This is a genomic window from Agrobacterium sp. SORGH_AS_0440 (assembly GCF_031453135.1).
Taxonomy (GTDB): Bacteria; Pseudomonadota; Alphaproteobacteria; order Rhizobiales; family Rhizobiaceae; genus Agrobacterium; species Agrobacterium pusense.
In genome coordinates this window covers 1,573,621-1,585,910 of the sequence record NZ_JAVIYR010000001.1, presented here as the reverse complement: position 1 = coordinate 1,585,910, position 12,290 = coordinate 1,573,621, and the positions used below count along the sequence as shown (strand labels likewise).

Sequence of the window (12,290 nt, the reverse complement as noted above, 5' to 3'; positions counted from 1 at the left end):
GATCGTCATGTTCAGGAAAAAGAACGCCATTGCCGAAGTCAAACCACAGGGTCAGCTGGAATGGTACAGCGAGGTACCGCGCTCAATCCGCCTGCACAGCTCGATCGGTCTTGCCGTGCTGCTCGCCTCCTTCGGCGGGTTCGGGTACTGGGCTGGCACCGCACCGCTCTCCTCCGCCATCATCGCCCAGGGCAGCTTCGTCGCCACCGGCAATAACAAGGTCGTGCAGCATCTGGAAGGTGGCATCATCAAGGAGATGATGGTCAGCGAAGGCGACACGGTCAAGTCGGGCGACGTGCTGCTCACACTCGACAAGACGACGGCGCTCGCCAACGAACGCATGTTGCAACTGCGGCGGCTTCGGCTTGAGACCATCGTCACGCGCCTGCGCGCCGAAGCGCAGGGCGCAAAGAGCTTCAAAGTGCCCGACATCGTCATGAAGGAAGCCGGCGATCCGGATATCAACGCCATCATCCAGAGCCAGAACATCGTGTTCCACAGCAAACTGATCAAGCTCGAAGAGCAGTTGAACCTGATCGAGAAGAACATCAGGTCGCTGGAGTTTCGTTATGCGGGTTATGACGGGCAGAAGCAGTCCTTCGACCGGCAACTCGCGCTTCTCACGCAGGAACGCGATTCCAAGGAGAGGCTCGCCAAGGATGGTGTCATCCGCAAGACCGACATGCTGGCGCTGGAGCGCGCCATTGCCGATGCGATGGGGGACATTGCCCGTCTCAGCGGCGAAATGAACCAGAGCGAAGCGGAGATCGCCAAATTCAAGCAGGAAGCGATCATTGCGGTCAACGCCAACAAGCAGGCGGCGCTTGACGCGCTGGAGACGGCGGAGTCCGATCTTGACAGCGTGCGCGAACAGGTCCGTGGGGCCGCCGAAGTGCTGGAGCGCACCGTCATCCGCTCCCCCGTCAACGGAACTGTCGTGCGCGCTTATTATCACACGCCCGGGGGCGTCATAACGACAGGCAAGCCGATCATGGAAATCCTGCCGGCCCATGTTCCGCTGATCCTCGAGGCGCAGGTGCTCAGAACCTCGATTGACCAGCTGCACGAGGGGCAGACGGCGGCGATCCGTCTTTCGGCGCTCAACCGCCGCACCACGCCGGTCCTGAACGGCAAGGTTTTTTACGTTTCCGCCGATAGCATCGAGGAGAACGCCGGTCTGCAGGTCAAGGATGTTTATATCGTGCGCGTGCAGGTGCCCGATGAGGAGATCGCCAAGGTCCATAATTTCCGCCCCGTGCCGGGCATGCCTGCCGACGTCTTGATCCAGACTTCGGAGCGTACTTTCTTCGAATATCTGACCAAGCCGATCGCTGACAGCATGTCCCGTGCTTTCAAGGAAAGATGAAGAAATATCAGTAACCTACCCTGTCTTTTCCGCGACAGTCGGCATATGATGTCGAAGGATGTTTTGTCGGGGCGGGAGAAGCGTCATGGCGGCGATGTCGGATGTATTGCTGCTGGTCGGCAGGCTGAACTATGTGTGGACCAACACCGAGAGCCTGATGATCTATCTGATCGTCCACCTTTTGAAAGTGGACAAGGAGGCTGCCATCGTCGTGTTCCTCACCCTCAATACCACGCGGGCGCGCATGGATCTCATCGAACGCCTGGCAAAGCTTCCCTCCACCGACGCGAAGGACCGGAAGACTGTCCTCTCCATCATGGCGCGGCTGAAGAGGGAAGCGAAGACACGCAACAAATACAATCACTGCATCTATTCTTTTGACGAAAAGGGCGATATCGCCAGCACCCAGCTGATGCGTCTGGTGGAAGATGACAGCCAGGTCCGCTACGGCAAGGTCGAGCGCATGGACGAAAAGGAAATCGGCCAGCTCGAAAAATCAATCGCCGACATTGTCGAGGTCAGCAAGGACATGTGGAGCTTCATTCACGCCAGTCCACATGTCTCGGCGGATTATCTCTAGGGTCTGGTCTGCAGCCTCATGCCGATCGCGGGGTGAGTCTCACCGTTCCGCGCCGCCTTTACCGGAAGGCAAAGTTTTCCGGCCGCGAAATAAAGCAGGAACGAACCGATCTGATAGGGGAAGATGATGTCAATCTCCACGAAGGATCGCACCACGAACAGCGCGCAAATCGCAAAAAGGATAACGCCCTGCGGGTCGCTTCGACGCATCAGCACCGATCTCAGATGCCCCAGCAGCGTGCCGTAAAGCACCATGCCCAGCAGGATCATGCCGACAAAGCCGTTTTCCACCACTGTCTCGATATAGGTATTGTGGAAATGGAAGCCGCTGCGGCCGGTGATGAAGAAGTCGTTCCACAACCGTTCGGCATCGGCAAACCCTGCGACCCAGAATCCCTGATAGCCGACCCCCAGGATCGGAGCCTGCTTTGCAGCCTCTATGCCCTGCTGCCAGAGATAGGTTCGGCCGGTCAGCGTCGAATCCTTGCCGAAGATACCGAGAATGGCATCTAACAGACCGAATTGCAGCGAAGCCACCGCAAGCAGTGCTCCGAGACCGCCGAGAGCAAAAAACATCATTTTACGGTTTGCGGGCGAAAGCATCCCGATCGGGATAAAACCGATGATGAGGGCGACAACGGCCGCGGTGGTGATGGCGGAGGTGGCAGATTGGGATGCGATGAGGCTATAGGCAGACAAGAGTCCCGTCACGCCTGCAATCGGCAGCCAGATGCCCCTTTGCTTGAGTACCAGCACAGACGAGGCAGCAAAAATGACGCCCAGCGACGCATAGAAACCGAGCTGGTTTTTGGATGAGAAGGCACCGACGAAACTGTAGGTCCCATCAAGCGCGTCAAAAAGATAGATGCCGAACAGCAGCGAATAGAGCAGGACGACGCCTATGCCAATCAGAGCGCCCCGCGTCAGGGTGCGGATTGAAATCACGCGCATGGCAACCAGCGCGCAGACGATATGGGTAAGGTATTGAATGGAGGCGCGCATGGTTACAGACACCGCCTCCGACCAGAAGCTGGACAGGACGGTAAGAATGCCGAAGGCGAAAATCCACAGGTAACGTGGATAATTGCCGAGCACGCGCCGGTAGTCGACCGCCACCAACGGCAACCACATGCCATAATAGGCCAGAACCGAGACTTGCCCGAAACGCGACGAATAGGCGAAGACGAAGAATGACAGCGCAACGGCCGTCATTCCATAAATCTCATTGCGTTCGGGATCGATCAGCGCCGACTTGGCGATCCGCATTGAAACCTCACTGCATCAGGATTTCGGAAGAGACCTTGATGACGTCGCCGGGCTGAAGCAAGGCATTTTCATCGACTTTCAACTCCTTCGGCTTGCCGTTTTCTTCACGCACCACGACATAGCTTATCGTCGCGGACTTACCCGATGGATCGAAGCGGATCGCCTCGGCCGATTGCGCCAGTGCCTCCGACATCAATTCGCGACTGGTGGTCAGCTGCAGATTGAGCTTGTCGAGTTCCGCTTCCGTATCCTGCAACTCCTTGGAGCGCTGCGCCACCCAGTCGTTGCGCAGGTTGATCTCGTCCTGGGTTGCCTTGTTGATATCCTGTTTTGCGCGCAGCGACTGCGTGTCGATATCGAGGAGGGTTGATTCCACCTCGGCCGCACGTTCTTCTGCCGAAATGCGCCGCTGCGACAAGGCAAGGCCTTGCTCGTTCAGCCTGTTGACGCGGTCGCGGTCCTCATTGGCGAGTTGAAGCTGCCGGTTTTGCGTTTCCGACTTTTTCTTCAGGGATTCGACTTCGCTCTGCAAAAGCGCGTGCAAGTCCGTCAGCGCCTTGAGCTGAAGTGTATAACGCTCGGTCCGCGATTTCATCAGCGCGCTTTCGCTGGCGAGAAGCGTGTCGATCTCGGCGATCTTTTCCATCTCCGGCGTCTTGGTAATCGTCTGATCGCCCTTTACCTCGGCGATCAACCGCGCCTGGCGGGCAAGCAGCCTTGCCCGCTGGTTATCATAAACGGCGGCATCACCACGTGCATTGATGAAGTCGCGGGCAAAACGCTGTCCGGCGTCGGACCTCCGCAAGCCGCCTGCAAGACTGACAGCCTTCAGCACGGTGATGTTAGGGGCATAGGGATATTCACCCGGTGTCTGCACATCGCCACTCAGAAAGATCGGCCGGAACTGGGCGATCTCTACGGAGGCCGAAGGCAGGTTGCGGAGGGCGAACTTGCTCTGAAGCTGAGCGCCGATCTGGTCGCTCACCTCGGAAGGCGTCTTGCCTGCGACGTCGAGCTGACCGATGAAGGGCAAGGACAGCGTACCGGATGGCCCGACGGAATAGTCGCCGTTGATGACGTCCCAGTTGCGGATGCTGCCGTCGGCCGGTTGCCATTCGGCAACGCGAATACGCAGCTTGTCCGCGGTACCGAGCTTATATTGAGCGCCATCCGCAGCCATTGTGGAAAGCGGCGCGGAAAAAGCGACGGTAGCAGCAAGAACGAGGGCCACAAACGGGCGGTGGGCGGCGGAAAAGCCGTTCATCGGGAAACTCCCTGTTAGCGGATCGCCATACAGGCGATCAGGCCGTCGCGAGACCGGCAAGGCGGCGCCGCAAGAAGCGGCCGGTATGATTAGCACCAATGACGCACCCGAAGACCGGACTTGGGATCCCGGTCGGGGTGCGTGTCGAAGCGAAGATCGATATAGCCGAACTCAATATCGGTTTTCAGTAGCTTCCGCGTGACAGGCACACGGCGGGAATGGTCTTGACGATGATGAAGACATCCTGCCGCATCGACCAGTTCTGGACATATTGTGTGTCGAAGGCAACGCGGGTCTTGTAAGACACGTCGTTACGGCCGCTGATCTGCCACAGGCCGGTCAGACCCGGGCGGGTGCTAAGATAATAGGCGGCAGCGCTTTCATAGTAGCTCAGCTCCTCGTCCACGACGGGACGCGGGCCAACCACACTCATTTCACCACGAAGGATGTTAATGAGCTGCGGCAGTTCATCAAGGGAGAGCTTGCGCAGCACGGCGCCAACGGCCGTAACACGCGGATCGTTCTTGAGCTTGCGGGTAGCCCGCCATTCCTCGGCGGCTTCCGGATTGGCGGCAAGATATTGCCGCAGGATCTCATCGCCGTTCATCGCCATCGTCCTGAATTTCAGGCAATGGAAATAGCGGCCATTATGTCCCACACGACGGTGACCATAAAAGATCGGACCGGGGTCGGACATCTTCACCAGAACGGCGATCAGCAGGAATATCGGGCTGAAGATGAGCAGCGCAAGAGCAGCCGATGTCATATCGAAGCTGCGTTTTGCGATGCCCCCGATAGGGAAACTGACATCGAAATCTTCGGAGCTGCTGAGTGTCTGTTCAGCCGATTGGGTCGCGGACTTCATAGAGAGAACTCCATTTATGTTTTGCGATTGGTCGGTGCCCGGAGGCGCGTCTTTCCGTCTAAAGGAGATAACAAGTCTGTGTTCGGAATTTGATGCTAATGGATTTTTTGTAAGGCACATTGCCCATAACCGTCTATGCGATTTCTTGCGTGAGCGGCCGATCAATGTCCGGGCAATATTAACGGTTGCATAAAAAAGCAACAAATGTGCTGGAGGCCATGTCTTGAGAGCATGGGTGACGCCGTCTCATGTATTGGTTTTTGTGCGAGCGATAGCCTTTTCTTATGTGTTTCTTATAACTTGGCGAGATGAGACAGGAACGTTAAGAACAGCGCAGCACATGACAGACTATTAAATTTTTTTGCGGCGCAGCAAGATTGTGGCAATGCATATAAAATTTGACATATTGGCTGGGATTTTTTTACCCCCTACCTGCACCTCGCCAAGAAAAAGCAATAGAAAAATCGCTAAAAGGCGGCAAAGGCGGCAAAAGAGTGGCGAGAAACTGCATTATTGTCATGGCAGCCACGCGAAAACCGCATAGCTAACGGCCACTTTTTTTGAACGCAGCCCTGCGGGCCTGTCCTGAAGGTGCTTCGAGGCCCAAATTTGGGGGAATCAGAAGGTTGGCGGTGTGCAGGCGCTGATGACCTCACAGGCCACCGGTCCGACGCAGCGGAAGCGATGTGGCCTTCGGCTTTCGAAATAATAGGCATCACCCGGGCCGAGCACCCGCCTCTCCTCGTCCACCGTCACTTCCAGTCGCCCTGAAAGGATAATGCCGCCTTCTTCGCCATCATGGACCAAGGGCACCTTGCCGGTATCGGCGCCGGGCTGGTAGCACTCTTTCAGTATCTGCAGGCTGCGGCCGAAGACATTCTCGCCCACCTGGCGAAACGAGATCGGGCCCTTGCCAATTTCAACCAGCTCGTCCGCCCGGTAAAAAGCCTTACGGCTCGTCTCCGGCTCAAAGGCGAAAAATTCGGCCAACCCTATCGGTATGCCATCGAGAATGCGTTTCAGCGCGCCCACAGAGGGGTTCGAGGTGTTCGATTCGATCAGGGAAATCGTAGAATTAGTGACACCAGCACGCCTTGCCAGTTCCCGTTGGGAAATATTGTGACGCAGCCGCAGATGGCGCAAACGTCCCCCTATATCCACCGACATCCCGTCGCCCCCGTTGCCGTTGTTCGAAATATCGAAAACCCGTCTTCACGCCTACAGTATTTTCAATCACTTCGCCACATGGAGAAAAGGGCTTGTCCGGTGAAGAAAATAGCTTTCAATCGTCGGCCATGAACAGGAGAACCGTGATGGACAACCCGAGCCGATCTAATTCCACATCGCTTGACAGCTACTGGATGCCTTTTACCGCCAACCGGCAGTTCAAGGCCAATCCCCGTCTGCTGGCGAGCGCCGAAGGCATGTATTACACCAGCAATGATGGCCGTCAGGTTCTCGATGGAACGGCTGGCCTCTGGTGCGTTAATGCCGGCCACGGACGCCAGCAGATTGCCTCCGCAGTGAAGCATCAGCTTTCCACTATGGATTACGCACCTTCATTCCAGATGGGTCACCCGGTCGCATTCGAATTTGCCGAACGGCTGGCGGAAATCGCCCCCGGCCCGGAAGGCGGCAAACTGGACCGCGTCTTCTACACTGGTTCGGGATCGGAATCGGTCGATACGGCGCTCAAAATCGCGATCGCCTATCAGCGAGCCATTGGCCAGGGGACGCGCAGCCGCCTCATCGGCCGCGAACGTGGGTATCACGGTGTCGGTTTCGGCGGCATTTCCGTGGGCGGCCTCGTCAACAACCGCCGCGTCTTCCCGCAAATCCCCGCCGACCATCTGCGTCACACCCACGATCTTGCGAAGAACAGCTTCGTCAGGGGCCAGCCAGAGCACGGCGCCGAGCTCGCGGACGATCTGGAACGATTGGTCGCCCTGCACGGTGCGGAAACCATCGCCGCCTGCATCGTGGAACCCGTGGCGGGCTCCACCGGTGTCCTCGTGCCACCGAAAGGCTATCTGGAACGCCTGCGCGCCATCTGCGACAAGTACGGCATTCTGCTGATCTTCGATGAGGTCATCACCGGTTTCGGACGGATGGGCTCATCCTTCGCCAGTAATTACTTCGGCGTGACGCCCGATATCGTCACCACGGCGAAGGGGCTCACAAACGGAGCTATCCCCATGGGTGCGGTCTTCACCAGCCGCAAGGTTCATGATGCCTTGATGCATGGCCCCGAAAGCCAGATAGAACTGTTCCATGGTTATACCTATTCCGGCCATCCCGTCGCCTGCGCCGCAGGCATCGCAACGCTGGACATCTATCGCGACGAGGGCCTCTTCACCCGCGCCTCCGAATTGCAGGACGCCTGGCACGATGCCATTCATTCGCTCAAGGGCTCGCCCAACGTCATCGACATCCGCACCATCGGTTTCATCGCCGGCATAGAACTACAGCCGCGCGACGGCGCGATCGGCGCCCGTGCCTATGATGTCTTTGTGGATTGCTTCGAACGTGGCCTGCTCATTCGCGTCACCGGCGACATCATTGCTCTTTCACCGCCGCTGATCGCCGAAAAATCTCACTTCGACGACATCGTTTCCATTCTCGGCGACGCGCTGAAAAGAGCGGAATAACTGGATTTACCAGGAAGGCTGCAATCTAAATTGCAGCCTTTTTCATTTTTCTACCAGTAACATGGAAAGTTCCTGAATCGAGCGCAGGCCGCCCTCGCCCGTGGGACGCCCATATGTGCCCTGTCAGATCACCATGCGGCCGGGACCGGCGCTTGAGCTTGGCCAGGCGGCTGGCGATGGCACGCACCTTTTCGACAAGGGGGCTCTCTTTTCAGATCGTTCTGCCAGTGCCACGCCGGCGAAGCGTATCGGCAACCGTATGGATATGCGCAGCGCCAATACCGCAGCAGCCGCCGATCAGGGTGGCCCCCGCATCTGCCCAGGAGCAGGCGAAGCGGGAATAGACATCATCGGTCAGATCCACTCTCGTGCCGTGCAGCCCCTCATTGGCGGCGGAGTCGCCCTGTTCGCCTTCGAAGGCATTGGCATAGACGCCAATATCCAGAGCAACACCCTTTTCCTTGAAGACGGCGGCTGTGGTTTCTAAGGCAGCCCTCATCACTTCCGGCTTGCTGCAGTTGAAGAGCAGCGCTGTGGCACCTGATCCGGCGGCCCATTCGGCGGCGGAGCGCACGGTCTCGCCGGAACGCAGCTTGGGCTCCGCACCGTTCACCTGAGCGGGTTCGTCGTTCAGCGTGAAGGAAATCCAGAAAGGCTTGCCCGTCTCGGCTACCGCCTGCCGCACCGCCTCACCCTCAGCGACAAGGCTCAGGGTCTCTCCAAGCCAGACATCCACATGTGGCTGAAGATTTTCGACCAGCACCTTCAGATAGTCCTGAACGCGAGAGGGATCGAAATTTTCTGGCTCGTAGGAGCCAAAGATCGGAGGAAGCGAGCCGGCCACGGCCACATTACGCTTCGAAGCATCCGCCGCTTCACGCGCCAGGCGACCGGAAAGGGCGATCAGTGAAGCACCTTCTTTGTTGAACCGGTCTTCGCCGATATGAAAAGGGACCAGCGCATAGGAATTGGTGGTCACCACATCCGCGCCGGCCTCGATGAATTCCGCATGCACCTGGCGGACGATGTCCGGGGCGTTGATGAGCGCGAGCGCCGACCACTCGGGCTGCTTCAGTTCAGCGCCCAGCCGCTGCAATTCGCGGCTCATGCCACCGTCCAGAATACGAATATCGCTCATGAGAACTCCTTGATAGGCTATCGGCGCACCGGCACCTGCGCCTCGATGAAACCGAAGCAGCGGGCAATGATGGCGGTGAGGATGAGATAAAAAATCGTCACGACGAAAAGCGGCTCGTAGACCAGCAAGGTGTCCTGCCGCACCTTGTAGGCGACGGCGTAAAGATCCATGACTGTCACCGTGAACGCAAGCGGCGTGGCTTTCAGCTGCATCACCACTTCACCCGCGATCGTCGGCAGCGCCGCGCGGATCGCGCGCGGCAGCCAGATGCGGCGCGCCAGCGTGAAGCGGCTCATGCCGAAGGCCCTGCCCGCCTCGAGTTCGCCTTTTGGAACGCCCAGCAACGCACCACGAAGAACTTCGGCTTCATAGGCTGCGTAGTTCAGCGTGAAGCTGACCGCCGCAAAAAAGAAACCTTCGCGCAGCACCGGCCACAGAAAGCTTTGCCGCAGCCCCGGCACCATGGGCAAGAGCGACCCCACGCCGTAATAGAGCAGCCAGAGCTGTATCAGCAGCGGCGTGCCCCGAAAAAAGGTGCAATAACCACGCGCGAGAATCCGGGTCATTCGGCCGCCGCTGACCTGCGCGAAGGCAAGTCCGATGGCGAGAACGAAACCGCAGCAGACGGAGATCACGAGCAGGGCGATCGTCTGCCATGCTCCGGAGAGAAGAAGCGGCCAGTATTTCCCGACCCAGGAAAAATCCATCGCCAATCTCCCTCACGCCAGACTGGGCTGACCACGGCGCACGTGCCGTTCGATCTGCCTGAAGATGAAATTGGAGACGAGGGTGATCGCCAGATACATCAGGGCCGCGGCCATGAAGAACAGGAAATACTGCTTGGTACTTGCACCCGCGAGCCGGGTCGCGAGCGCCAGTTCCTGATACCCCACAACGGCGACAAGCGCACTGTCCTTGGTGACGGCGAGCCACAGGTTGGAAAGCCCCGGCAGGGCATTGGGCAAAAGCGCCGGCAGAACGACACGGCGAAACCGCAGGAGGGGAGACATGCCGAAAGCCCTCGCCGCTTCGATCTGGCCGTTGGGGATCGCCATTATCGCCCCGCGCAGCACTTCCGTCATGTAGGCGCCCTGCACGAAGCCCAGAACCGCCACTGCCGCTATGAAGCCGTTGACTTCGAGCACCGGCAATCCGGCCAGCTGCAGCAGGCGATTGAGCCCGTCGGTTCCGGCATAATAAAGCCCGACAATCAGGATCAGTTCCGGCACGGAGCGGATGAGCGTGGTGTAGAGATTGAGGACGGTTTCGAGCACGCGGTTGCCCGAAAGCTTGCCCAAGGCGCCCGCCATGCCGATGACGATGCCGATGAGATAGGCCCCGGCCGAGATGGCAAGCGTCGCTGCAGCACCCGTCAACAGGGTACCACCCCATCCCGGAGGATAGGGCGACAGAAGCTGCAACATTGTATCCAGGCTTGCCATCTGCCGAACCCGACCCGGATTACTTCGCGCCGTAGATATCGAAGCTGAAGTACTTCCTGGTGATCTCATCATATTTACCGCTGGCGCGGACGGCGGCGATGGCGGCGTTCAGCTTCTGCTTCAGTTCGGTGTCGTCCTTGCGTACGCCACCTGAAACGCCAAGTCCGAGGATTTCCGGGTCGTCAGCAACATTGCCGGCATCCGCGCAGCAATCCTTGCCGGCATCGCTTTTCAAGAACGTGTCGAGAACAAGTGAGTCACCAAAGACGTAATCGATACGACCCGCAGCCAGATCCTGAAACGCCTCATCCAGCGTCTGGTAGGTTTTTTCGTCGGCTACATCCTTGAAATACTTTGCATAATAGGCAGACTGAATGGTGGCGACCTGGATACCGATGGTCTTGCCTTTCACGTCTTCAGCCGTTGCCCCCGGCTTTCCGTCCTTGGCCCCGATCAGCTTGCTCGGGGTATTGTAATATTTGTCGGTGAAGCCAATCACCTTCTGGCGCTCCTGCGTGTTGGACATGGAAGACCAGATCACATCGAATTTCTTGCTCTCAAGCGCGGGAATGAGACCGTCCCAGGATAGCGCGACGATGGAGCATTTCTCCTTCATCTCGGCGCAGACGGCATCCATCAGGTCGATTTCCCAGCCCTGCCATTTGCCGCTGGCGTCCTGCGCGAAGAAAGGCGGATAGCTTTCGTTCATGACGCCGAAGCGGACGTCTGCGCTGGCGGAGAAAGCGGACAGTGCGAAAGCCGCACCGGCCAGCATTGAGGCGAAGAATTTCATTTAAATCTCCTGTTACGAAAAAATCAGCTCGCGAGCGCGCCGGTGAATTCCCGGCACCTCGCACTCAGAGGATTGCCGAAGACCCGTTCCGGCGATCCTTCTTCTTCCACGCGGCCTTGATGCAGAAACATGACATGGCTCGACACATCGCGCGCAAAACGCATCTCATGTGTCACCAGAAGCATGGTGCGGCCTTCCTCGGCGAGATCACGGATCACCTTCAACACCTCGCCGACCAGCTCCGGGTCCAGCGCCGAGGTGGGTTCGTCGAACAGCATCACCGCCGGCTCCACGCAGAGCGCGCGGGCTATGGCTGCCCTCTGCTGCTGACCGCCGGACAGGAACGCCGGATAAGCATCCTTCTTCGCGTAAAGCCCGACCTTGTGCAGCAGCGCTTCAGCCTTCTCGATGGCTTCCGCACGTTTCACGCCCATCACATGCACCGGGGCTTCTATGATGTTCTCAAGTACAGTGCGGTGGGCCCATAGATTGAAATTCTGAAAGACCATGCCAAGACCGGTGCGCAAACGCTCCACCTGGCGCCAGCTCTGCGGCAGGGCATTGCCGTCCCGACCGTACTTCACGGCCACTTCCTCGCCATTCACGATAACGCGCCCACGATCCGGAACTTCGAGGAAGTTGATGCATCTGAGGAAGGTGCTCTTGCCGGAGCCTGAGGAGCCAATGACGGAAATGACGTCCCCTTTGTGCGCCTTGAGCGAAATACCTTTCAGAACCTCGTTAGAGCCAAAGCTCTTGTGGATATCGTCAACCGCCAATGCGCAGGGAACGTCAGTCGTCATCAAAGGGTCCGGGTCATGTCAATAGCTGCGCACATCTAGCAAAGTGCGCGTTTTCTGACGCGGAAATAACCGCTCTATTGCATCGCGGAAAGGAAAAAACACTCCCGCCAACGGAAAAGAAAGAAA

Annotated in this window: 12 protein-coding genes; 3 read left to right on the top strand and 9 right to left on the bottom strand. The window is 58.1% G+C overall.

Translation table 11 applies throughout. The annotated features are described in order from the left end of the window. The first annotated feature begins 7 nt into the window (after positions 1-7). Positions 8-1,366, top strand: a complete 1,359-nt coding sequence (locus tag QE453_RS07265) for an HlyD family type I secretion periplasmic adaptor subunit (RefSeq protein ID WP_309776611.1) — start codon at positions 8-10, stop codon at positions 1,364-1,366. An 85-nt stretch (positions 1,367-1,451) separates the two neighbouring features. Further along, complete coding sequence (locus QE453_RS07260; protein ID WP_004438593.1) at positions 1,452-1,946, top strand: hypothetical protein; 495 nt, start codon at positions 1,452-1,454, stop codon at positions 1,944-1,946. On the opposite strand, the gene QE453_RS07255 is transcribed toward QE453_RS07260, so the two are convergent. The 4 genes from QE453_RS07255 to QE453_RS07240 form a co-directional block, all read right to left on the bottom strand. Beyond that, positions 1,943-3,211, bottom strand: a complete 1,269-nt coding sequence (locus tag QE453_RS07255) for an O-antigen ligase (RefSeq protein WP_173615847.1) — start codon at positions 3,209-3,211, stop codon at positions 1,943-1,945. The two genes, QE453_RS07260 and QE453_RS07255, sit on opposite strands and share 4 nt — an antisense overlap. Positions 3,212-3,218: 7 nt before the next feature. After that, positions 3,219-4,475, bottom strand: coding sequence for a polysaccharide biosynthesis/export family protein (locus tag QE453_RS07250; protein WP_035211043.1), 1,257 nt, complete (start codon positions 4,473-4,475; stop codon positions 3,219-3,221). 184 nt (positions 4,476-4,659) lie between these two features. Then, positions 4,660-5,340: a sugar transferase gene (locus QE453_RS07245; protein WP_004438583.1), complete on the bottom strand. Its 681-nt coding sequence runs from the start codon at positions 5,338-5,340 to the stop codon at positions 4,660-4,662. Positions 5,341-5,958: 618 nt separating this feature from the next. Continuing rightward, on the bottom strand, positions 5,959-6,507 hold the full coding sequence (locus QE453_RS07240) for a cupin domain-containing protein (RefSeq protein ID WP_004438580.1): 549 nt from the start codon (positions 6,505-6,507) through the stop codon (positions 5,959-5,961). Positions 6,508-6,653: 146 nt separating this feature from the next. On the opposite strand from QE453_RS07240, the gene QE453_RS07235 reads away from it, so the two are divergent. Beyond that, a complete protein-coding gene (locus tag QE453_RS07235; protein WP_111813354.1) occupies positions 6,654-7,988 on the top strand; it encodes an aspartate aminotransferase family protein in 1,335 nt (444 codons plus the stop codon). A gap of 211 nt (positions 7,989-8,199) precedes the next feature. Here the strand turns inward: QE453_RS07235 and QE453_RS07230 are convergent, their stop codons facing one another. From QE453_RS07230 to QE453_RS07210, 5 genes are read right to left on the bottom strand one after another with little or no spacing between them, the layout of a single operon-like run. Then, entirely contained in the window at positions 8,200-9,126 is a 927-nt protein-coding gene (locus QE453_RS07230) for a homocysteine S-methyltransferase family protein (protein WP_309776610.1), read from the bottom strand. Positions 9,127-9,143: 17 nt separating this feature from the next. Beyond that, a complete protein-coding gene (locus tag QE453_RS07225; RefSeq protein WP_037091118.1) occupies positions 9,144-9,833 on the bottom strand; it encodes an ABC transporter permease in 690 nt (229 codons plus the stop codon). A 12-nt stretch (positions 9,834-9,845) separates the two neighbouring features. After that, positions 9,846-10,568, bottom strand: coding sequence for an ABC transporter permease (locus QE453_RS07220; protein ID WP_044459830.1), 723 nt, complete (start codon positions 10,566-10,568; stop codon positions 9,846-9,848). Positions 10,569-10,587: 19 nt separating this feature from the next. After that, complete coding sequence (locus tag QE453_RS07215) at positions 10,588-11,361, bottom strand: transporter substrate-binding domain-containing protein (protein WP_044459829.1); 774 nt, start codon at positions 11,359-11,361, stop codon at positions 10,588-10,590. 23 nt (positions 11,362-11,384) lie between these two features. Beyond that, positions 11,385-12,164 carry an ABC transporter ATP-binding protein gene (locus QE453_RS07210; protein WP_309776609.1) on the bottom strand — a complete coding sequence of 260 codons (780 nt, stop codon included), beginning with the start codon at positions 12,162-12,164 and terminating at the stop codon, positions 11,385-11,387. Between the last annotated feature and the right edge of the window lie 126 nt (positions 12,165-12,290).